Genomic DNA, 21,226 nt, shown 5'->3' with positions numbered 1-21,226 from the left:
AGGAAAACAAACATGGCACTGGTTCGCATCGACGGCGACGATCTCGTTGTCGTCATCGAAGGTCTCGACAAGCTCTGGGCGCTGAAGAGCAGCTTGACCATCCCGCTGGCGAACGTCCGCGGCGCGACCGCCGACCCCGGCATCGCCGCCGAACCGAAGGGGATCCGCGCGCCGGGCGCCCACGTGCCCGGGGTGATCACGGCGGGCACGTTCCATCTCGACGGGGAGAAGGTGTTCTGGGACGTCAAGGACGCGTCGAAGGCCGTCGTCATCGAACTCGCCGACGAGCGTTACGCCCGGCTGGTCGTTCAGGTCGACGATCCTCGCGAGACTGTCGCGCTGATCGAGAAAGCCTTGCGCTGACAGAGGTTCTCCGCACGAGCGACGGCCGGCCGGGTGTCCACAACGGACACCCGGCCGCGGGCCGGAGCACCTGGGCACGGCCTGCCCGCAAGAGCGGAGTCAGTTCTCCCGCGCGGCCTGAGCGCGTTCGCGAGCCTCGAGGATTTCCGGGACATGGCTTTCCGCCCATTCGCGGACGGCGCGCAACGGCACCAGCAGCGACCGGCCGAGATCGGTGAGCCCGTATTCGACGCGGGGCGGCTGTTCCGCGTACTCGACGCGGGCGAGCAGCCCGTCCTCCTCCATCGCGCGCAGCGTTTCGGTCAGCACCTTCGGGGTGACGCCCTCGATCCGCTCCGCCAGCGCGGTGAAGCGCAGCGGCCCGTCCTCCAGCGCGTTGACCACGAAGACCGTCCACCTCGCCCCGATCCGGTGCAGGACCACCCGGGACGGGCAGCGGGCGGACATGACGTTGTAGGCCACGGCGATTCCTCCGGGGTCGGTTACGTTGAAGTACCTGGTTACTTTTCCATAGCCTACGTCGGCCACGGGCGAACCGACGGAACGGAGAAGGACCATGGGCAACCGGCTGGCCGGACAAACCGTGCTGGTGCTGGGCGGACGGCATCTGGGCACGGCGATCGCCGAAGCCGCGGCCGAGGAGGGCGCGAAGGTGCACGTCGCGTCCCATCGGCCGGGCGGGCTGCAGATCGACCTGCGCGACGAGGCGACGATCGCGGCCGCGGCAGCGGGACTCGGACCGGTCGACCACCTGATCAACACGGCGGCGGCGCCCCACGCGGCGCCGATCCGCGAACTCGACCGGGACAAGACCGTCGACGCGTTCACCGCCAAAGTCATCGGGCCCCTGCTGCTCGCGAAACACTTCACGATCCGGCGGTCGCTGCTGCTGTTCTCCGGACAGGTCGGCTGGCGTCCGGCTCGCGGAAACGTCGTGACCGGTGTGACCAACGGGGCAGCCGCCTTCGCCGCGCAGCACCTCGCCGCCGAACTCGCGCCGGTCCGGGTCAACGCGCTGTCGCCGGGGATCATCGACTCCGGCGTCTGGGACGGCAAGGGCGACGCCAAACCGGATTTCCTCGCGAACGCCGCGCAGCGCACCCTCGTCGGCCGCACCGGCACGGTCGCCGACGTGACCGACACGGTGCTGTGGATGCTGCAGGCCGAATTCCTCACCGGCGAAACCATCCACCTCGAAGGCGGCCGCCCCTGACCGCGAATCCGGTGCCGGCCGGGAGAAAACCCCGCCGGCACCGGGTTTTCACCGATGCTGGACGAACGGGGACAGCGGGTTCCAAAGCCCGTTGCACCGGTGCTGCCGCGGGATCTCGGTGGTGAGCTGGCTGTCCCCCGCCGCGTTGAGGGACATGACGACCGGGTTGCGCTCGGTGAAGGGATCCCACTGGGGCGTGCCGTCCACCGTGGGGCTGCCGGTGCGCGCGAATCCGGTCCACTGCGCCACCAGCTGGTCGGAGAGCACCTTCTGGTTGGGGTTGAGCTGAACTCCCGGCGGCGGGGTCAGCAGCATCCCCTCGGCGACGTGGTACGCGCCGTTCGGTTTGGTCGGGTCGAGGAAGAACGCGGGCGGCACGTCGGTGTCGTCCATTTCGTAGGCATAAACCGGAATGTGCCGCGAGAGCCGTTCGTCGTTCAGCAGCGCGGGGCAGACCGAATTGGAATCGGCCACGATCGTCCGGAAAGCGAGGAACGGGGCCGGATTCGGGAACCGTTTCAGCGGATAGCTTTCGCTGACTTCCTTGGCGTGCTCGCCGTACTGCTGCGCCACCATTTTCCGGTAGTCCTCCGGCGTCGAGGCGGACGGCAGCTGGACCTCGTCGCGGGCCACGCCGTGCATCAGCGCGACCTTGTTGACCCGCCCCTTGGCGAACGCCTCCCCCGGCGACATCGGCAGCGTCGTCCCGTTCACGATCGGCGCGATCGTGCCGCTGTCCGGTTTCATCCCGTTGCCCGCCTGCTTCAGCAGGGTCGCGACGGGCACCTTGCGCAAGCACGCCCCGGCGTCGGACTGGCAGCCCAGCGCTTTGGCGAACCGCGCCCCGGCCTGCTGGGCCTGTTCCTCGTCGGGCAGATCCGCCTTGCAGTCCTGCGGCTGCCACTGGATGTCCGTGCCCAGCAACGAGTTGTACTCGCCGTTCTGGGCGATGCCGCGCTGGAACAGTCCCGCTGCGGTCGGCGAAACCGTGTGGTCGCAGACGCTCGACCCGCCCGCGGACGCCCCGTAAATCGTGACATTGTGCGGGTCTCCGCCAAATTTCGCGATGTTGCGCTGCACCCAGCGCAGCGCGGCCTGCTGGTCCTGCAGCCCGTAGTCGCCCGCGTGCTCGCCGAACGCCTCGTGCGCCAGGAACCCGAAAATCCCGAGCCGGTAGTTGACCTCGACGCTGATCACGCGGCCCTCGGTCACCAGCCGGCTCGCGTTCTGCGCCTGCAGAATGAGGAATCCGCCGCCGTGCAGCTGCACCATGACCGGCAGCTTCCCGTGCCCGGGGTGGGCGGGCACGCGGACGTTCAGGTTCAGGCAGTCCTCCGTCTCCGATCCCGGGCCGAGACCGGCCAGCTGCGGGCACGCGTTGCCGGGCGCGGTCGCGGGGAACGGCTCGGTCCACTTCGCCGGACGCCGCGGCGGCGCCCAGCGCAGGTCGCCGACCGGCGGCGCGCCGAACCGGATCCCTTCCCACGACCGGACGTCCGGACCGGCGATCCCGCACACCGGGCCGTCGTCGGTCGCCACGGTCGTGCCCGGCGAACACGCCGGAGCCGGCGGCGGCGCGGCCTCGGCCCGGCCGCCCGCCACGGACGCCGAACCGGCCAGCGACGTCGCGACCAGCGCGACCGCCGCCAGCGCGACGCCTGCCTTCCCGTCAAGTCTCATCCGTCCTCCTTCGCTCCCGCCTCGCCGGGAGAGCGCGACGGCGGGCGCGGGACCCGACGAGCGGCATCCGCGCACCGAACAGGCGTCCTTCCGGCAGGGGCTCGACCTCACCGGTGGCCGTTTCCCCGCCACCGCAACGAGAACGGCACGGAGGGCGCGTTCCCGCCGCATTCCAGTCTGGGCTCGGCGGGAAAAGGCACAACCTCCGTTCGGTCGCGCGGGAACTGTCAATTTCCCGGGCAGAATGGTCTTTGTCAGGGATCCGGATCCGCCTCGCCGGACCGGCCGCGGCGGGCCGGAGCGGCGAATGCGGCGCGTGCTTTCCGGCAAGGGTTGCGGAATCCGCGGGGAAATGCGGACGGGACGCGGGCGGGGCTGGGGCGCGCAGGGAGCCGGCTCCACCTCGCCGGACCGGCCGCGGCGGGCTGGAGCGAGCACTTTCGGCGAATGCGGCGCGTGCTTTCCGGCGAGCGATACGGAATCCGCGGGGAAAGGGGGAAGGGACGCGGGCGGGGCGGCGGCGGGATGGCCCGAGATGGGCGCTCGAGAGGTCCGTGAGGGGAACCCTCACGGACTCAGAGTCCCTCAGGGTTCCCCTCACGAACCTCCGCTGCTGCGGCGAAGGCAGGCCGCCGGGCAGTCAGCAGGGTTGCCCGCCCGGAAGCCGTCGCAGCGGGTGCTCACTGTCCCTGTTCCACTTCAGCGCCGCGTCGAGCTGGCCGTCGGACAGGCGGGCTTGGCGGGCGAGTTCGGGCAGCGACGCCTGCCGCGCGGTCCGGCTCGCCTGGCACAGCAGGCCGAACCACCACTGTTCGTCGACCCAGTCGCGCCGGGCCTGCTCGACCAGCTGGGCCATGTGCTCGTCGCCGCACGCGTAGACGAGCCGCTGGCCGTGGCCGGCGAAATCGGCGGGGTCGGCGCGCGAGGAATCGGGGACGAGCGCGGTCTGCAGTTTCCCGGGAGGGATCGGCTCGCCGCAGCGCTCGCACGATTTCCGGCGCCGGGCGCGGAAAACCACCTCGGGGGACGGAAGCGACATCAGGCACTCCGGACGGTCGGCACGGGTTCCGTGTCGCAGATGTCAGAAAGCCAGGGGCCGGGGCGCGCGGCATCTGCACTTCCCCAGGAGGACCCCTCCCGGGAAATCCACATTAACGGCGGGCCCGCGGCCTTGCCAAGACGTCCGTCCGGGCTGTCCGCGCCCCGCCGCACCAGGGGTCCGATGCACGGAGCGAGGCCGTTACGGTCATTCCGGGTGGTTTCCCGGCCGCGGCGGGTGACGCGCGGCGCTCAGCTCGCGCGGCCGAGAACCTGTTCCGGTCTCAGTTCGCCGCGCACGACCGTCTCCGCCACCGCGCTGAGCCGTTCGTTGTGCGCGCGGCTGTAGGCGCGCAGCCGGTCGAACGCCAGGTCCATGTCCAGCCCGCCGGCCTGCGCCAGCACGCCCTTCGCCTGTTCGATGACGACCCGGCTGTTGAGCGCCTGCTGCAGCTGCTGGCTGAGCAGCTCGCCGCGCCGGATCGCGCGTTCCTGCAGGATCCCGATGGTCGCGACGTCCGCCAGCGCGCGGGCGACGTCCAGCGCGGGCCCGCTCACCGGGACCGGGCCCTGTCCGAAGAGGGTCAGCGCGCCGATCACCTCCCCGCGCAACCGCAACGGAAGGGCGTACGCAGACCGGAATCCCGCCTCGGCTGCCTGTCGCGCGAACTGCGGCCAGCGCACCGCCGCCGCGGCGATGTCCTCGACGCACACCGATTCGCCGCAGCGGCAGGCCTCCGGACCCGGCCCGTCCGGCAGCTCCAGCAGCGTCCAGCCAGTCTTGTCCGACGCCGCGGCCGCCTCCAGGCCGCCGCGCTGATCCACGAGCAGCAGCCCGGCTGCCGAGGCGCCGAGCAGGGTGACGCAGTATTTCGCGAGCCGGTGCAGCACATCCGCGGCGTCGTAGTCGTCGGCCAGGGAGTCGGCCATCTCCACGAACGCGCGCAGCAGCTGGTTTTCGCTGGATGACGTGACCGCGCCAGCGAACCCGTCGCTCATCAGCACCTCGCTTTCTTCCCGGCGGCGTTCGCACGCGCGCCTCGTTTCCGCCCATGACTGCTTCTCGGATGCGCCCACAGCCGGGCCCGTGCCTTTTGCGCTGGACTCCCGCCCGGTTCCGGTCGCCTGGGGCACACCGCCGCCGGGTTCCCCGGCGAGGGCCGCGGTAATCACGAGGAGCAACGCGTTCGTCCAGAGAGCGGCCCGCGCGGCGGAAAGATGAATATGCCTCCGAATCCGCCGAACCCTCGATGGACGTCCCGTCGCCGCATCCGCCTCCACCTTCTCGCCGACCGGGCAGCACGACAGCGTCAGCAATGGAAAGGTCCACAGTGGACGGTTGACGCCCGCCGACGGGATGGCTCTCCGTCCCGTAATCCACGCCGGACCAGCCTCAGCGCAACGGCGCCGACCACTCCACCCGCACCCCGCCGCCCGGCCCGGACCCCAGCACGAACTCCCCGCCCGCCGACTCCGCCCGCTCCCGCAGATTCCCCAGCCCGCTCGGCGAAACCTCCTCCGGCAGCCCGGTCCCGTCGTCGGTCACCGAAATCCGCACCACTTCGTCCCGGACCGCGACGGAAACCGACAGCGCCGACGCCCCGGCGTGCCGGACCGCGTTGCTGACCGCTTCCCGCACGACGGCTTCCACGTGTTCGGCCAACTGGGCGGGCACCGCGTCGAGCGGGCCGGCCATGCTGACCGCGGGGTGCAGCGGGGCGTCGTCGGTCAGTTCCGCGATCGCGTCGTGCAGCCGGTTCCGCAGCCGGGCCTCCCCCGCCGCGCCGCCGTGCAGGTCGAAGATCGCGGTGCGGATCTCGCGGACGATCTCGTGCATCTGGTCGATGCTCTCCTGCAGCCGCCGCTGCAGCTCCGGCGTCTTCGCCCGCCGCTGCGTGCTCTGCATCGCCAGTCCCACCGCGAACAGCCGCTGGATCACGTGATCGTGCAAATCCCGGGCGATCCGGTCGCGGTCGGACAGCACGTCCCGCTCCCGCGCCGCCCGCTGCTGCGAGGCCAGCTGCAACGCCAGCGCCGCCTGGTCCGCGAACGACGCCAGCACCGGCAGCTGCGCCGTCTCGAACAACGCGGATCCCGGTTCCCGCAACGCGATCAGCACTCCCGAGGTGTGGTCGCCCGCGCGCAACGGCACCACCAGCGCCGGACCGCGGCCGCGATCCGGCAGCAGCGCCAGTTCGGCCATCCGGCGCGGGGTCCGGTCGCGGTAGACCGCGCCCGGCACGGACCCGTCGACGGGCATCCGCAACCCGGTCAAATCGCGTACGTCGCCGCCCGCGCACACGGTCACGGTCAGCTCGGCGGAATCGGCGTACCAGTCCTCGTCGACGTCGAGCCTGCCCGTTCCCGGCAGCGCGAGGAGCGTGACGTCCGAACCGGTCAGTTCCAGCGCGCGGCCCGCGATCAGCTCGAGCGCGTCCACCGGGTCGGTGCCGCCCAGCAGCTCCGTGGTCACCTCGCTCGTCGCGCCCAGCCAACGCTGCCGCAACCGGGTCTGCTCATACAGGTGCGCGTTCTCGATCGCGATCCCGGCCGCGGCGGCCAGCGCCTGCACGATCACCTCGTCGTCGTCGGTGAACTCCGCCCCGTCCTTTTTCTCGGTGAGGTAGAGATTCCCGAACACCTCCTCGCGGACCCGCACCGGCACGCCGAGGAACGAATGCATCGGCGGATGGTTCGCCGGGAACCCGACCGACGCCGGATGCGCCGAGATTTCCGTCAGCCGCAACGGTTTCGCGTCGTCGATCACCAGCCCCAGCAGGCCGTGCCCCTCCGGAAGATGCCCGATCCGCTTCCGCGTCTCCGCGTCGATGCCCAGGTACACGAACTCCGCCAGCGCGCCGTCGTCGCCGAGCACGCCCAGCGCGCCGTAATGCGCCTCCCCCAGCTCGACCGCGGCCTGCACGATCCGGCGCAGCGTCGCGTCCAGTTCGAGCCCGGATGCGACCGCCAGCACCGCCTCCAGCAGGCCGTCCATCTTGTCCCGGGTGCCGATGAGCAGCTCGATCCGTTCCTGCAGATCGCGCAGCGTCTCCCGCAGCCGCAGCTGCGACAGGGTTCCCGACAGCTTCCGGGTGGGTTCCGGCATCAGACCTGCTTTCGGCGTCCTCAGACAGATGACTTTCGCCCCTGGGCGCCCCCGTCCGGCGGACGCATGCTGAAGCGAACGACTACGCACGACACAGTGTCCCGCGTTTCGCGGTCCCGGGGAGAAGGATGACCCTTCAGGTGGCGCCGTCCGGCCTGCTCAGCGCCGAACAGGTGGCGTCGGTGCTGCGCTCCGCGACCCTGGCGCCGTCCACGCACAACACGCAGCCCTGGCTGTTCAGCAGCGGTCCGGCGGGCATCGAGGTGCACGCGGACGCCGACCGCACCCTGCCCGTCGCTGACCCCGACCGGCGCGAACTGCTGCTCTCCTGCGGGGCGGCGCTGTTCAACCTGCGCACCGCGATCCACTCGACCGGTGTCCATCCCGCGACCAGCTACTTCCCCCGCCGCAGCGACCCGGACCTGCTCGCCCTCGTGCGCCCGCGCGCCGCCGCCCCGACCGACCGCAAGCTCGCGTCTCTGGCCGAGGCCATCCCGCTGCGGCACACCAACCGCACGCCGTTCACCGCCAAACCCGTCCCGCCCGGGGCGCTGGGAACGCTGCGGCACGCGGCCGAGGTCGAGCACGCCTGGCTGCCGCGGCTCGACGAGGACCAGCTCGGCGGGCTCAACGACCTGATCCGCGAAAGCCACCGCCTCCAGACCGAGGACCCGGCCTTCCGGTCGGAATGGCAGCGCTGGACCGGGCGCGGGCCCGACCGGCGCGACGGCGTGCCGTTCGCCGCCGGCGGAGCCGTCACCGCGGACGACACCTGGGTCCTGCGCGATTACGGCGGCGGTTCGCGCGCACCGGGCGCGGCGCCGCTGGTCGTCGTGGTCGGGACGTTCGCCGACCAGCCGATCGACCGGCTGCGCGCCGGACAGGCCATGCAACGGGTCCTGCTCGCCGCCACTGCCCGCGGCATCGACGCCTCGTTCATCTCCCAGCCGGTCGAAGTGCCCGTGATCCGCGCCCGGCTCCGCGACCTGCTCGGCGGCGGGCTCTGGCCGCAAATCGTCTTGCGCCTCGGCTACGGCGCACCGGTCCCGCGCACCCCGCGCCGCGCCCTCGAAGACGTCCTCGTCACTCCGTCCGCGCTCAGCGTCTAACCGCCCGGCCGACGCGCACGACCGCGCAGCTCCGTCGCCAGCACCGCCGCCTGCGTGCGCCGTTCCAGGCCGAGCTTCGTCAGCAACCGCGACACGTAGTTTTTCACCGTTTTCTCCGCGAGGAACATCCGCTCCGAAATCTGCCGGTTCGTCAGCCCCTCTCCGATCAGGGCCAGCAGCGTCCGTTCCTGATCGGACAGGTGCGCGAGCGGTCCCCGCTGCTTTTCCGCGCTGTCGCGCAGTTTCGTCATCAACGCGGCCGCCGCGTGCGCGTCCAGCAGCGATTTCCCGGCCCCGACGTCCCGGACCGCCGAGATCAGGTCGAGGCCCTTGATGTCCTTGATCACGTACCCGGCGGCACCGGCCAGCACCGCGTCGAGCATCGCCTGTTCGTCGGTGTACGAGGTGAGCATCAGGCACTTCAGGTCCGGCGACAGGGACCGCAGTTCGCGGGCCAGTTCGATGCCGTTGCCGTCGGGCAGCCGCACGTCGAGCACCGCGACGTCCGGCCGCAGCGCCGGAATCCGGGCCAGCGCCTGCGCGACGTCGCCCGCCTGGCCGACCACGGCGATGTCCGGGTCCTCCTCCAGCAGGTCGGCGACCCCGCGCCGGACCACCTCGTGGTCGTCCACCAGGAAAACCCGCAGCATCGGTCCTTCTCCCCGGTCGGGCTCGTTCGTGCGTCGAGCGTACGGCGCGCCGCCGCGCTCCGGCGGCGCCCACGGTCCTCAATCCCCGGCCGGCGGACGCGTTTTCACCGGCACGGACCAGCTCAGCCGCGAACCGCCGGCCACGGTCAGCGTCCCGCCGCGGCGGCTCGCCTGCTCCGCCAGCGCGGCCAGCCCCGCCGCGGCGGACACGGCGACGTCGCCGTCGCCCTCGTACCGGACGGTCACCGTCGTCCGCGCCGGTTCCGCGTGGATTTCGACCTCCACCGCGTCGGCCGAGGTGTGCCGGGCGATCAGCCGCAGTGCGTCGGCGAGCAGCGGCACCACGACGTCCGAGGGCACCGGATCGAGTTTCCCGGTCAGCTGCGTGGACACCGCGAGGCCCAGTTCCTCGCGCGCCTCGGCGAGGACCCGCAGCACCTGGTCGCGGATCGGCTCCGGGGCGGGCGGCAGGACGTCGTCCAGCCGGAAAACCGTTTGCTGCACGTGGTTGATCACGTCGTCCAGGTCGGCGATCGTCTCCCGCAGCCGGGCCGCGACGACCGCCGATTTGGCGAGCCCGGCCGTGGTCTGCAGCGAAAGCCCGGTGGCGTAGAGCCGGTTCAGGATCTCGCTGTGCAGCCGCGCCGCGATCCGGTCGCGCTCGTCGTGCAGCGCGGCGTCCTCGCGTTCGGCCCGCGCCTTCGCCAGTTCGAGCGCGACCGCCGCCTGGTCGGCGAACCAGGCCGCGATCTCCAGGTCGTCGGCGGTGAACGCCGGGCGCCCGGCCAGCCGGGAGACGGTCAGCACCCCGGCCACCGTGCCGTTCCCGGCGAGCGGAACCAGCATCACCGAATCGAGATTGAGGCTCAGCACGGACGGCACGGACAGCCGCGACAGCTCGTCCGGCCACGACCCGATCCTCGGCTCGCCGCGGGCGAACACCGTGCCGGCCACAGTGGACTCGGTGAGCAGTTCCCGGCCGGCCAGCTGTTCCGCGCCCGCCCCGACCGCGCGTTCGACGAAAAGGTAGCCCTCCCGTTCCGCCGGGCGGGTCACCGAGACCAGGTCGGCGGACGCGAGCTCGCGGGCGTAGTCCACGACGCGGCCGAGCGGGTCGCCGAGATCCGCCGACAGCAGCTCCCGGGTGACCGCCGCCGACGCGCGCAGCCATTCCTGCTGGTTCCGCGCGGTCTCGTACAGCCGCGCGTTCTCGATCGCGCTGCCCGCCGCCGCGGCGAGCGCCAGCGCCAGTTGCTCGTCCTCCTCGCTGAACCGGCCCCGCGCGGAGTCGGCGAGATAGAGGTCGCCGAACACCTCGCCGCGCACCCGGACCGGGACGCCCAGGAAGCTCGTCATCGGCGGATGCCCCTCGGGGAACCCGGTCGAGCGGGGATCGTCCTGCAGCCGGTCCAGCCGCACCGGGCGCGAGTCCTCGACGACCGCGCCGAGCAGGCCCTTGCCCTCGGGCAGCCTGCCGATCCGCTCGACCGCCTCCGGGTCCGTCCCGGTGTGCACGAATTCCGCCAGCCGCCCGTCCGGCCCGATCACGCCCAGCGCCGCGTACCGCGCTTCGACCAGCTCGCACGCGGACTCCACGAGGCGGCGCAGCAGCGCGGGCAGGGCGAGGCTTCCGGTGAGGGACTGGGTCGCGCGCAGCAGCCCGCGCAGCCTGCCCTGCGTGCTGATGACCTCCTGGGCGCGTTCCACCAGCTCGCCGAGAAGCTGGTCCAGTTCCATCCTCGGCTGATCGGGGAACGTCAGCCTCGCTGGTTCGGGTGCGTCCCGCTGGTTCACCCCGGCTCCTGCCCGTCCGGCCCCCGCGTCCCGTCCGCGGCGCGCCACTGGGAATTCAGTCTTCCGGCTCGCGCGAGCGGCCGTCAAGCACGCGAAAAGGGCGCCGCCGCGGTTTTCGGCGCTGCACGGGAAAACGGGTGTGCCGGTCCCGCTCGCGGCAAGGAAATCGGGCGGTAAAACGTCGCTCGCGGACCTTGCCTTCCCCGCGAGACGGGCGATCCGGCAGTGCGCCGCAAGAGAGAACGGAATCGGCGGCCTGCCCCGGCGGACAGGAACGAACGGCGGCGGAATGGTTCTTCCGGCGGACCTCGTGCTCATCGGACGGACCGGCGCGGAATTGCCGGTCGCCCGCCCGGGCATTCCCCGGATTCCCCCGATTTGTTGTCCTTTCGCCAGATATTCGCGGGAACGGTCAGCGCCGCGCCTCCGGGCGCACCACGAGGACCGGGCACGACGCGTGGTGGATCAGCGCCTGGCTGGTCGAGCCCAGCAGCATCCCGGCGAAGCCGCCCCGGCCGCGGGTCCCGACGACCATCAGCTGCGCCCGCTCCGACTCCTCCAGCAGGACCTGCCGCGGCCGGTCGCGGACGAGTTTCCGGCGCACCTCGACGCCGGGGTACTTCTCCTGCCAGCCGTCGAGCCGCTGCGCGAGCAGCCGTTCCTCGACCGGCTGGCGGCGGGTTTCCCGTTCCGGCAGCGGGCGCGCGGTGCGTTCGAGCACGTCGCACACGACGTCGGCCCAGGCGTGCACCGCGACCAGCGGGACCCGCCGGGCACTGGCCTCCTCGAACGCCGCCGCGATCGCCGCCTCGCTGTTCGGGCTGGTGTCGACGCCGACCGCCACCGGCCCGTCGAGCGGGACCGGGCCGTCGCCGCGGCGCCCGCGGACCACCACGACCGGGCAGCCCGCGTTGCTCACCACGGCCGCGAGCGTCGCGCCCGCGAGCAGGCCGGTGAACCCTTCGGTCCCGGTGCGGCCGAGCACGACCATCCGGGCGTCGCGGGACCGGTCGATCAGCAGGTCCGGTGCGGAGTCGGAGTACACCTCGTTGCGGACCGGGGACGCGTCGCAGAACGCCGCCAGACCGTCGCCGGGCGGGTCCTCGAAGAACGGGCCGGGCCCGGCGAATCCGGCGGGCACGGCGGTCTGCAGGCAGTGCACGAGTTCCAGTTCGAGATCCCGGCCCGCGGCGAGCCGGGCGGCCCACCGGACCGCTTCGGCCGCGCCGTCCCATCCGCCGATCCCGACGAGCACGGTGCGGTTCCGGCCGGTCATCTGCCCGTCCCGTCGCCCGCCGGGTCCGCCGCCACCACGCCCGGCACCGCGAGCGCCAGCAGCGTCGCGACGTCGCGGTCGGCTTCCTCGTCGTACCGGTCGGTGATGCGCACGACCCCTTCGTGCACCTCGACTTTCCAGCGTCCGGTCCCGCCGTAGACCTCGAGCCGGTGCCGTACGTCCGCGGCGATCGCGGTGTCGGCGCGGGCGAGCACGCGGACCACGTCGCCGCGCGTCACGATGCCGACCACCCGCGAGCCCTCGACGACGATCGGCATCGCCTGGCTCTTCGCGTCCACCAGTTCGCGGCAGACGTCCGCGAGGTCGGCTCCGGGCGGCATCGCGGCGGCGGGCGAGGTCATCACCGCGCCGACAGTCGTCTCGAGCGCGCCGGGGTGGTACGGCCGCCGCCCGTCCGGTGCCGGCGTCCGGCCTCGGCCGAGGTCGGCCTCGGTGACGATGCCGACGAGCCGTCCGTCGTCGTCGACCACCGGCAGCGCGGGGAAGCCGCGTTCGGCGAGAATCCCGGCAGCTTCGTCGGCGGAGGTCCACGGACGCACCGTCTCCGCGGGCGAGGTCATCAGATCGCGTGCGCGCATCGGGCCCGTCCCTTCCCTGGTACTGGCTCGAAAGTAAGCGACGGGACCGGGCGGGCACGCCGGTCCGGAGTCACCGGCTCTGAGGACCAACGTCCTCAGTGCCGCGGCGCGGGCGGCGTGTTCCGCCGTTCGGCGCAGCGGCTCTCCGCTGCGCCTCGGTGAGCACGACCGCGTCCGGGCCGGGGAAGATCGTCGAAACGTAGCCGCCGAGGAACCAGCGGACGGTGAACGGCGGGCCGCCGTCCGGGGTCCCGGTCGCGACGACGCGGCCGTGCCGGTCCGGGACTTCCGTCCGTCCGCTCTTCACCACCAGCCAGTCGCCGGGCTGTGCGCGCATCGCTCCTCCTCGTCGGGTCGGGCTTCGGGTCGTCGCGGCGGCGTCTTCTTCACCGGAACGCTCCGCGGACGACCGCCACCGGGCACGCCGAGTGCGCGAGCAGCCGGTTGCCGGTGGACCCGAGCCGCCCGCCGGAGCCCGGCCCGCGGCCCCGGCTGCCGATCACGACCAACTGCGCGCCCTCGACGGCCATCAACGCCTGTCCCGCCGAACGCTCCCGCACCGCCCGGACCCGCACCGCGACCTCCGGATACTTGTCCGCCCAGGCGGCGAGGCACTCGCGGAGCAACCGGTCCTCCTCCGCGGCCCGCCCCGGCCGGTCGGACCGCCAGGCCCGCACCGCGACCAGCGGCACGCGCCGGTTCGCCGCGGCCTCGAAGGCGAATCCCCCGACGCGCTCGTCGGCCGCCACCCCGACCACGACCGCCCCTCCCGGCGCCGCGCGCCCGCGCACGATCACCACCGGGCAGTACGCCCCCGCCGCCACCCGCAACGCGACCGACCCGATCGCCGCCCCGCGCAGCCCGCCGAGCCCGTGCGAACCCAGCACCGCCAGCGACACCGACCGCGACCTCTCGACCAGCAAGTCGACCGCGAGCCCGGTCCGCAGCACCGGCACCGTCACCACCCCCGGCGCGGCCTCCTCGGCGACCTGCGCCGCACGGCTCAGCCATCGGTGCGCGCGGGCGAACCGCTCTCGCGCGTGCTGGTCGGAGGTGCCGGCCTGGAACAGCTGCAGGCGGCAGCCGCGGCGCCGCGCTTCCGCGGCCGCCCAGCGGACCGCTGCCAGCGAGGCCTCCGACTCGTCCACCCCGACGAGCACCGCGCGGTCGGGTTTCTTCCCGGGCACCCTCGCCTCCCCTTCCCGCCGCCGGTCCCGGCGGCAGGGTCCACGGTGGCCTGCCCGGGGGCGGTTCGGCAGGGGCCGAAGTCCTTTCCCGGAGGGACGAAAGCGCATCTCCGACGATTCCGCCGCGGGGGTGCGGAGGTTCGTGAGGGGAACCCTCAGGGACTCTGATTCCGTCAGGGTTCCCCTCACGGACTTCGCGCGGGCCGATGCTCCGTCGACGGCGGCACTCCGCATGACCTGATCCTCGCGCCCGGCATGCCGTCCACTGTGGACGTTGTCGGCCGTCCGCGAACGGCGTCGCCCCTCTGGGAAACCGCACCCGCCCGCCGTCGCGACGCGGCCGGACTGCCCCAAGCCGAGGGCCGAAAGTCACCGGCCGGGCAGGCCGCTCCGGAACTTCCAAGTCCACAAAGGACTCAAGTCAGCGGGCCACCGCAACGGGGCAGGCCGCGTGCGCGAGCAGCCAGTACCCGGTCGACCCCAGCAGACCGCCCGCCAACGGGCCGCGCGCCCGAGCCCCCGCGACGATCAGTTGCGCACCGGCGGAAATCCCGGACAGTGCCCGCGCCGCGGAACGCACTCGTACCACGTGCACCCGGACCGGCACGACCGGATGCTTGCGAGACCACGCGGCCACCTGCTCCCGCAATCCGTTTTCCCGGCCAGGGCGGCCGTCGTGCCACGCGTGGACCGCCTCGATTGCGGCTCCGCGCGAAACGGCGGCGTCGAAGGCGAAAGCGAGTGCGCGTTCGCCGCCGTCGGAATCGTCGAGGCCGACCACCACCGGTCCGTCCTGTGCCGCGCTCCCCCGGATGACCACCACCGGACACCGAGCCGACGCCGCCGCCCGCAGCGCCACCGAGCCGATCGCCCCTCCCCGCGCGCCGCCGAGCCCGTGCGCGCCCAGCACGAGCAGCCCGGCTTCGTCGGACAGCGCGGCCAGCAGTTCGGCCGCCGTCCCGAGCCGCACGCACATCCGCACCGGCACCGCGGGCGCGGCCACGCGGGCGGTTTCCGCCGCCTGCCGCAACAGCCGGCGCGCGGGTTCCATCTGCGGTTCGGCGTCGCCGGGTGGTTTGCCGTGCGGCAGGAGGTCCGGGTCGTCGCACAGCTCGGCGTGGAACACCACGAGCCCGGCACCGCGCCGGCCGGCCTCGACCGCCGCCCAGCGGACCGCCGCGAGCGCCGCGGCGGACCCGTCGGCGCCGACGACCACCGGCCGGCTCACTCCCGGATCTCCTCGCTCTGCTTTCCGGGCAGCTCCTGGCTCTCCGGGTCCGGCCCGCCGTGCGCGCCGCGTCCGGCGGGCGGTCGGCGGGCGGCCCCGGGCGACGGGGTCCTCCGCTCCTCGTCCATCACATGCCTCCTCCGGCCGGTTCCCTCGTCGTGTCGCGGCCGACGCTAGGCCGCCGCGCCTCGGGACCACTGCGGGCGGACGTCCGCGGCCCGGGAGTCTTTGGTCCCAGCCGGAAAGGCGCTGCGGCCCTTCGCGCGGGTTCGGCGGGCAGCGGCGGGTCCGCACGCTGGCCCGGGCTGCGCCGATCAGCGGTCCTCGACGGCGAAAGCACCTCCGACGACGCGCAGTTTCCCGCTCGCTCCGCCGACCCGCCGGAACCGGACGACTTGCCCGACGGCACGGCCTGGACCGATCAGCGGAACTCCAGCCGAAATCCCGGTTCCGCAGCAGCGCAACGCCGAACGCGACCCCGGTTCGACGGAACCGATCAACGCAACTCCAGCCAGAAGTCCGGGTGCGGCAGCAGGATCGCTCATCGCACACCCGCCCCGCGGACAACGCTGAACTGCACTTCGCGCACCGCGGAAAATTGCGCCATTCCTCCGAACCGCGTTCCGTCTTTCGGACGTCCCCCGAGGCTCCGGTTATTCCACCGGACGGCCGGATTTCGCGTTCCGCCAATCAGCCGCCACCGTTTCGCGGAGAATGCGCTGCGCGGTCATCCGCGTGGCCTGCAGCGACGAATGCGCTTCCCGCGAATTGAACACCCGCCGCGGGGCCGCGACGCTCAGCGCCGCCACCGCTGTCCCGGTCACGTTGAACACCGGGACCGCCGCCGCGAGCAGCGCGCCCGGGAGCCGCGGGTTGAACGACACCTCGCGCTGCCTGATCTCGCGCAGTTCCGCGCTGAGCCACGCCGGGAGGCCGCCGCCGTTCTCGTCCTCGCCGCGGTATCCGGCGAACACCGCGAAGCGCGCGGCGAGCCCGGGGTCGAACGCCATCAGCACCCGCCCCGCCGCGCTTCCGGCCAGCTGCGAATCGTTTTCGATGCGCTCGGCCAGCGAACAGTAGCCGCTGCTGTAGATCAAATGCACGAAATCGACGACATTGCCGCTGGCCACCCCGAGGCCGACGAGGTAGCCGGTCCGCCAGTGGATGTCGATCAGGGACGGGAGAATGTCTCTGCGCAGCCGCTGCAGTTCCTGCGTCGAACCGGGCCGCGCGAGCCGGCACACCGCTTCCCCGTGCCGGTAATGGTATCCCGCCCGCACGACCATTCCGTATCCCTGCATCTCGGCGAGAAGCCGGTGCACCGTGCTTTTCGGCAGCCGCGTCGAGCGCGAGATTTCGCTCAGCGTTTCGATCCCGCCCGAATCGCGGATCGCGCTCAGGATCGAAAGCGCGCGGGGAATCGGCCTGCGCGGCACCACGCTCGTACAAGTCCACCGCCCGTTGTCGTCGCTCACAGTCACGACCGCACCCTCCACCGAATCCGCCAGTCCCTCGTGCGCACGCGCCGGGGCCGCCCTGCGCGCGTGCTCCGGCGAGGCCGCGCGACCGCTGCCCTCCGCGGTCCCGGCTCCTCCGCCGCTCGCGGGCGGCGCCGCGCCTCACTGCCGCCCGAATCCTTCGCCACCCGCGTCTTTCCCGAGCCATTCCTGCTCTCGCGCCTTCATGCTTGCCCAGCGCCGCGTCCGGCACAACCGGTCGCACCCGTTCACTGAAAGAGATCGCCCCAGTGGCGCAGCGGGTCCGCCTGCCCGTCTCGTCGCGCGACAAGTCCGTCCCCGGAACCGGTGGCCTGCAGTCACTTTCCGTAGCCAACGCGCGTTCGCGCGCCGCCGTGGTCGCACCCCGTGACAATGGCTTCCCACCGCTTCGCCCGTCGGGAAAACTGGACGGAACCGCCTTTCCGCCGGACAACTCCGGGCGGAGCCGCCGTCGCCCGCGGGCCGGGCAGCCCGCGGTCGGCGGGCGAGTCCGGTTCCGGAACGACAATCGGCCGAGCCAGCCACGGCGACCAGGTCGGCGCGTCCGTGCTGACCGCGGGAAACCGCGGGAGCCAGGTCCAGCGGCCGCCGTGTCTCCGCCGAAAGACGATACCAGGACTCAGTCGACGGCGAGCGACCAAATGCGGACGCACAGCGATGTTCCAGCACGCGGAACAGGGTCTTGACTTTCGCGGGAAGCGGCAACCAGCGAACTGCGCTGGCGGTGGCGATTGTGTTGGCGCACAACGCGATGCCGGGCGGAACCCGCGCACGGCGGGTCGGTCACGCCGCTTCCGCGCGCGCGACCAGCCGCGCGCACACTCGCAGAATCGTCCGCCGGTCCGCGATCTGCCAGGGCTGACCGGCCGCGAGCCGCCGAAGCTCCGCGCCCGGTTCGAAGGCCACCGCTTTGCCCACGCAGGGGAAGATTTCGGCGTCCGAAGCGGAATTCCCGATCGCGATCGAGTTTTCCGTGTCGAAACCCGCCGCTTCGGCCAGGCAGCACACGAAAGCGAGTTTGCCTCCGGCCGCGCCGGGAGCGGACAGCAGCCGTCCGGTGAACCTGCCGTCGGCCACCTCCGCGACGGCGCCGTGCCCGCCGGACAGCCCGAGGTCCATCGCCGCCTCCTGCACCGGGAAATCGGGGTTCCCGGACAGCAGATGGATCCGGTACCCGCTCGCGCGCAGCAGCGAAAGCAGCTCCGGCACAAAGGAAAACAGTTTCCCGCGGCTCGCCCGCCAGGTCTTCTCCGCCGCGAACCGGGCCTGCTCGACCGACGCGCCTTTCATCGCGAGCGCGTACCGCCGGCAGATCGCGTCCGCCAGCCCGGCCGGCGGGTTCTCCGCGGCCGCGAACTGCCCGATCGCTTCCAGGCAGGACAGTCCCGCTTGCCGGTCGCAGGCGCCGTCGTCGAGCAGGACCCGCAGATAATGCCGCGAAGTGCGCCCGGGAAGCAGGGTGCCGTCCAAGCCGAGAATGGCGTATTTCGTCGCGCGGTTCATGAGTCGCGCGGAGTCGTCGCAGCCACGAAAACGGTCCTTCCGTGCGCGCTTCCGGTGATGATCCGGGCTGACGGTACAGCGGCGCACGCACGCGCGGAGCGGCTTGTTCCATGCCCCGGGACACCACTGTCCCGGCCCGGCGACGAGGGAAAACCCGCCCTCAGCCGGTCAACCGGCGGGCGATTCCCGCGCGAGTCGAGAGGTCGAGTTTGTTCAGCACCCGAGCCACATGCGCGTCCACCGTCCGCGGGCTCAGGAACAATTCCGCGGCGATTTCTTTCGTCGTCAACCCCCGCACCACCATCTCCGCCACCTGCCGCTCCCGGCGCGAAAGCGTCCGTCCGCCCGAAGGCGACTCCAGTTTGCGCTGCCCGGCCAGCCGCCGCTGCACCTTCGTCGTCTCCCGCAGCAACGCATGGGCGCCCGCGCTCTGGAAAACCTCCCGCGCCTCGCCGATCCGCTGGGTCGCGGCGTCGAAGTTTCCCTGCCGTCCCAATACTTCCGCCACGAACAAGACCGCGCGGCCACGGTGCAGCACCATCGCCGCCCGGCCGAAGGCGACAGCCGCGGCGGAAGCGTCCGTCAATGCGGCGGCGAGGTCGTTGTCGGCAGCTGACACCGTCGCGCGCGCCAGCAACGCAATGCCGAGGTCGCTCTTCAATCCAGTCGCCGCGGCCCGTTCCATCGCCTCGGAAGCCGATCGGCGGGCGTCCGCGAGCGCGCCCTCGGCGAGCGCTCCCCGGCAATCCAGCGCCAATCTGGCTACCCGCAACGGATTCGCTGTCCGCTCCATCGGCTGTTCGACCGCGCCCGGGAACATGCCGAGTTCGAGCCCGGCCTCGGCGAGAATGTGTTCCACCGTCCGCCGCCACCATTCGACGGTCGGCCGCGGCATTTTCTCCACTGTGCGCCACTGTTGTTCGGCGGACGACCGGTCTCCGGTCGCGAGCAGCACTCGCAGCCGGATCGCGGCGGCCATCGGCACCACATCGTGGTGGCCGAAGCGGGTCGCGGCGGTTTCCGCTTCCGCGGCAGCCTCCGCGGCCTCGGCGAGGCGGCCCAGTTTCCACAGCACGTAGCCGCGCACCGAATGCCGGAACGGCAGCCCAGGCGCGCTCAGGTACTGCGCCCTATCCAGCAGCGCGAGCGCTCGCCGGTCATCGTCGAGGAAGCACGAGGCCCAGCACAGCGCGGGCACGGTGTAGAGGACTGAACGCAACTCGTTGTCGTCCAGCAGGTCGAATCCGTCGGCCGCGGCCTGTTGCGCGTGCCGGGCTTCGATGGTCCGCCCGGCGCAGACCAGCCCGATCGCGGCGAGTGCTGCGATCGCGGACTGCACCGCGGGCCCGGCGCTCGGGTCGGCCGCGGTCCGGCGGAGCCGTTCCTGCGCTCCGACGAGGTCGCCGTCCAGCAGCTCCAGGTGTGCCAGTTCAAGTTGTGCCCGCGCGTCCGGCTTGCCCGAAGCGGCGATCGCGGCCTCAGCGATCGCCCGCGCGCGCCGGGTGCGGCCGAGCGCGTGCTCGCACCGGGAAAGCAGCGCCAGTACCCGCGGCGAGTCCGGAAGGCCCGCCAGCAGCGACCGAGCCTTAGCAGGTTGTCCGGACGCGAGCAACGCTTCGGCCCGCAGCACGGACAGGCGGCAGTGCTCGTGCCCGCCGCGCATTCGTTCCGGCAGGTTCGCCACCGCCGCGCCGAGCCAGCGCGCGCATGCCGCGGGATCGGTGCCGAGCACCTCCTCCCCCGCCGACGCCAGTTCGCCGACCGCGACCAGGTCGTGGCGGTACAACGACTTCTCGAGGTGGTAAGCCCGCACCGTGAGCGGCGCGTCGAGTTCGCGCAGATAAGCCGCTGCCCGGTGGTGCGCGCCGGCGGCCCAGCCGCGTCCGGCCAGCCGGGCCGCCGCGACCCGGACGAGCGGATGCCGGAACCGCGGCCCCGCCGCTCCTCCCGCCAGCACGCCCCGGCCGAGCAGCCGTTCGATCGCGCGGCCGACCTCGGCCCGGGGCAGCGCAGTCATGGCCTGGACCAGGTCCGCGTCGATCTGCCCGCCACCGCACGCCGCGGCCTGGGCGACCAGCCGTTCGGGCTCCGGCAGCGCCGACACCTCGGCGAACAGCACGCGTTCCGCCGGCAGCATCGGCCGGTCCCCGTCCGCCGGGCTGTCGTCTCGCCCCGGCCACTCGTGCGGCGGCAAATCGGCCAGCAGCAACAGGTACAGCGGGATCCGCTCGGCCGCCGCGGCGATCCGCGCCCGCTCCGCGGCGGCGTGGCCGGGCAAAAGCCGGGCTACCTCGTCGTCGGTGAACGCGGGCAGAGTCACGTAGCGGACCGGGACGCGCTCGGCATGCAGCAGCCTGGTCAGCGCGGGCTGCCCTTCGCGGACCGACAGCACCAGCCGCCGGCCGCTTTCCGGTCTTCGGACCAGCGACATCAACTGCCGCAACGACGCTTCGTCCGCCCATTGGGCGTCGTCCACGACCACCAGCGATTCCGAACCGAGCGCGTGCGCCAGGCGGCGCGGGAACTCCGGCGCGCCCCCGGGCACCGCGCACACCGGATCCGGCGCCTGCCGGGCGACCTCGGCCAGCAGCCGGGTTTTCCCGATCCCCGGCAGCCCTTCCACCACGGTCACCGCGGCCGCGCGGTCAAGGCACGCGGCCAGTTCCGCCGACCGGCCGACAAACTCCTTCTCGACCACGGTCTCCCCCTTCGCGCGACCCGCGAATTGCGGTAATTATACGGATGCTACCACCCGTTAACTTCCGGTCTATTAAGTGCCGGGACATCCCCGGTAAATCAGCCGGGCGAGCGGGAACAGGTTAGTGCCCGCACCCGGCGCGGGCTATCGGCCAGCAGGGAGAACCTCGGCCGCGCGCCCGGCCGGCCACGAATCGCGCAGGAGGATCGGTGAGCAGCAGCGAACCTGGGCGTTTGCCGCGACCGGGACGAAAGCCGGGCACTCTATCGGAACGCGCCCGCGA

General features: G+C 72.5%; 19 protein-coding genes. 3 read left to right on the top strand and 16 right to left on the bottom strand.

Annotated features, from left to right (window positions below):
• Window positions 1–12 precede the first annotated feature (12 nt).
• Window positions 13–363 (top strand): hypothetical protein, encoded by a 351-nt coding sequence (locus tag CU254_RS16255; protein ID WP_037713827.1) that lies wholly within the window; start codon window positions 13–15, stop codon window positions 361–363.
• Between the two features lie 99 nt (window positions 364–462).
• Here the strand turns inward: CU254_RS16255 and CU254_RS16250 are convergent, their stop codons facing one another.
• A complete protein-coding gene (locus CU254_RS16250; protein WP_009077500.1) occupies window positions 463–825 on the bottom strand; it encodes a helix-turn-helix domain-containing protein in 363 nt (120 codons plus the stop codon).
• A 94-nt stretch (window positions 826–919) separates the two neighbouring features.
• On the opposite strand from CU254_RS16250, the gene CU254_RS16245 reads away from it, so the two are divergent.
• A complete protein-coding gene (locus CU254_RS16245) occupies window positions 920–1,576 on the top strand; it encodes an SDR family oxidoreductase (RefSeq protein WP_009077499.1) in 657 nt (218 codons plus the stop codon).
• A gap of 48 nt (window positions 1,577–1,624) precedes the next feature.
• On the opposite strand, the gene CU254_RS16240 is transcribed toward CU254_RS16245, so the two are convergent.
• The 4 genes from CU254_RS16240 to CU254_RS16225 form a co-directional block, all read right to left on the bottom strand.
• A complete protein-coding gene (locus CU254_RS16240; protein ID WP_009077498.1) occupies window positions 1,625–3,256 on the bottom strand; it encodes a carboxylesterase/lipase family protein in 1,632 nt (543 codons plus the stop codon).
• Window positions 3,257–3,896: 640 nt separating this feature from the next.
• A complete protein-coding gene (locus CU254_RS16235) occupies window positions 3,897–4,295 on the bottom strand; it encodes a hypothetical protein (RefSeq protein ID WP_009077496.1) in 399 nt (132 codons plus the stop codon).
• 251 nt (window positions 4,296–4,546) lie between these two features.
• Complete coding sequence (locus tag CU254_RS16230) at window positions 4,547–5,293, bottom strand: GAF and ANTAR domain-containing protein (RefSeq protein WP_009077494.1); 747 nt, start codon at window positions 5,291–5,293, stop codon at window positions 4,547–4,549.
• A 394-nt stretch (window positions 5,294–5,687) separates the two neighbouring features.
• On the bottom strand, window positions 5,688–7,400 hold the full coding sequence (locus tag CU254_RS16225) for a GAF domain-containing protein (RefSeq protein WP_009077492.1): 1,713 nt from the start codon (window positions 7,398–7,400) through the stop codon (window positions 5,688–5,690).
• A 128-nt stretch (window positions 7,401–7,528) separates the two neighbouring features.
• Between CU254_RS16225 and CU254_RS16220 the strand changes: the two genes are divergently transcribed.
• Window positions 7,529–8,509: a nitroreductase family protein gene (locus CU254_RS16220; RefSeq protein WP_009077489.1), complete on the top strand. Its 981-nt coding sequence runs from the start codon at window positions 7,529–7,531 to the stop codon at window positions 8,507–8,509.
• Here the strand turns inward: CU254_RS16220 and CU254_RS16215 are convergent.
• The 11 genes from CU254_RS16215 to CU254_RS16165 form a co-directional block, all read right to left on the bottom strand.
• Window positions 8,506–9,159, bottom strand: coding sequence for a response regulator transcription factor (locus CU254_RS16215; RefSeq protein WP_009077487.1), 654 nt, complete (start codon window positions 9,157–9,159; stop codon window positions 8,506–8,508). The two genes, CU254_RS16220 and CU254_RS16215, sit on opposite strands and share 4 nt — an antisense overlap.
• A gap of 78 nt (window positions 9,160–9,237) precedes the next feature.
• Window positions 9,238–10,953 carry a GAF domain-containing protein gene (locus CU254_RS16210; protein ID WP_159396478.1) on the bottom strand — a complete coding sequence of 572 codons (1,716 nt, stop codon included), beginning with the start codon at window positions 10,951–10,953 and terminating at the stop codon, window positions 9,238–9,240.
• A gap of 412 nt (window positions 10,954–11,365) precedes the next feature.
• On the bottom strand, window positions 11,366–12,229 hold the full coding sequence (locus CU254_RS16205; protein ID WP_009077481.1) for a universal stress protein: 864 nt from the start codon (window positions 12,227–12,229) through the stop codon (window positions 11,366–11,368).
• Window positions 12,226–12,828, bottom strand: a complete 603-nt coding sequence (locus CU254_RS16200; protein WP_009077479.1) for a CBS domain-containing protein — start codon at window positions 12,826–12,828, stop codon at window positions 12,226–12,228. The genes CU254_RS16205 and CU254_RS16200 overlap by 4 nt, the downstream gene beginning before the upstream one ends.
• 70 nt (window positions 12,829–12,898) lie before the next feature.
• Window positions 12,899–13,165 carry a DUF1918 domain-containing protein gene (locus CU254_RS16195; protein ID WP_009077477.1) on the bottom strand — a complete coding sequence of 89 codons (267 nt, stop codon included), beginning with the start codon at window positions 13,163–13,165 and terminating at the stop codon, window positions 12,899–12,901.
• A 49-nt stretch (window positions 13,166–13,214) separates the two neighbouring features.
• On the bottom strand, window positions 13,215–14,015 hold the full coding sequence (locus tag CU254_RS16190) for a universal stress protein (RefSeq protein WP_037713823.1): 801 nt from the start codon (window positions 14,013–14,015) through the stop codon (window positions 13,215–13,217).
• A 421-nt stretch (window positions 14,016–14,436) separates the two neighbouring features.
• Window positions 14,437–15,243, bottom strand: a complete 807-nt coding sequence (locus CU254_RS16185; protein ID WP_100266805.1) for a universal stress protein — start codon at window positions 15,241–15,243, stop codon at window positions 14,437–14,439.
• The gene (locus CU254_RS44640; RefSeq protein WP_255409879.1) at window positions 15,240–15,371 is read right to left on the bottom strand and encodes a hypothetical protein; all 132 of its coding nucleotides are present in this window, start codon (window positions 15,369–15,371) and stop codon (window positions 15,240–15,242) included. The genes CU254_RS16185 and CU254_RS44640 overlap by 4 nt, the downstream gene beginning before the upstream one ends.
• 525 nt (window positions 15,372–15,896) lie before the next feature.
• Window positions 15,897–16,724, bottom strand: a complete 828-nt coding sequence (locus CU254_RS16175) for an IclR family transcriptional regulator (protein WP_158688040.1) — start codon at window positions 16,722–16,724, stop codon at window positions 15,897–15,899.
• Between the two features lie 801 nt (window positions 16,725–17,525).
• Complete coding sequence (locus CU254_RS16170; RefSeq protein ID WP_050788199.1) at window positions 17,526–18,245, bottom strand: HAD family phosphatase; 720 nt, start codon at window positions 18,243–18,245, stop codon at window positions 17,526–17,528.
• A gap of 160 nt (window positions 18,246–18,405) precedes the next feature.
• Window positions 18,406–20,943 carry a LuxR C-terminal-related transcriptional regulator gene (locus CU254_RS16165; protein WP_009077467.1) on the bottom strand — a complete coding sequence of 846 codons (2,538 nt, stop codon included), beginning with the start codon at window positions 20,941–20,943 and terminating at the stop codon, window positions 18,406–18,408.
• Window positions 20,944–21,226: the final 283 nt, after the last annotated feature.

Source organism: Amycolatopsis sp. AA4, assembly GCF_002796545.1.
Taxonomy (GTDB): domain Bacteria; phylum Actinomycetota; class Actinomycetes; order Mycobacteriales; family Pseudonocardiaceae; genus Amycolatopsis.
This window is presented reverse-complemented; position numbering and strand designations above follow the sequence as displayed.

Coding starts and splice junctions, on each gene's coding strand:
- CU254_RS16255 (WP_037713827.1), top strand. CDS start 13: ATGGCACTGGTTCGCATCGACGGCGACGATCTCGTTGTCGTCATCGAA.
- CU254_RS16245 (WP_009077499.1), top strand. CDS start 920: ATGGGCAACCGGCTGGCCGGACAAACCGTGCTGGTGCTGGGCGGACGG.
- CU254_RS16240 (WP_009077498.1), bottom strand. CDS start 3,256: ATGAGACTTGACGGGAAGGCAGGCGTCGCGCTGGCGGCGGTCGCGCTG.
- CU254_RS16235 (WP_009077496.1), bottom strand. CDS start 4,295: ATGTCGCTTCCGTCCCCCGAGGTGGTTTTCCGCGCCCGGCGCCGGAAA.
- CU254_RS16230 (WP_009077494.1), bottom strand. CDS start 5,293: ATGAGCGACGGGTTCGCTGGCGCGGTCACGTCATCCAGCGAAAACCAG.
- CU254_RS16225 (WP_009077492.1), bottom strand. CDS start 7,400: ATGCCGGAACCCACCCGGAAGCTGTCGGGAACCCTGTCGCAGCTGCGG.
- CU254_RS16220 (WP_009077489.1), top strand. CDS start 7,529: ATGACCCTTCAGGTGGCGCCGTCCGGCCTGCTCAGCGCCGAACAGGTG.
- CU254_RS16215 (WP_009077487.1), bottom strand. CDS start 9,159: ATGCTGCGGGTTTTCCTGGTGGACGACCACGAGGTGGTCCGGCGCGGG.
- CU254_RS16205 (WP_009077481.1), bottom strand. CDS start 12,229: ATGACCGGCCGGAACCGCACCGTGCTCGTCGGGATCGGCGGATGGGAC.
- CU254_RS16200 (WP_009077479.1), bottom strand. CDS start 12,828: ATGCGCGCACGCGATCTGATGACCTCGCCCGCGGAGACGGTGCGTCCG.
- CU254_RS16195 (WP_009077477.1), bottom strand. CDS start 13,165: ATGCGCGCACAGCCCGGCGACTGGCTGGTGGTGAAGAGCGGACGGACG.
- CU254_RS44640 (WP_255409879.1), bottom strand. CDS start 15,371: ATGGACGAGGAGCGGAGGACCCCGTCGCCCGGGGCCGCCCGCCGACCG.
- CU254_RS16170 (WP_050788199.1), bottom strand. CDS start 18,245: ATGAACCGCGCGACGAAATACGCCATTCTCGGCTTGGACGGCACCCTG.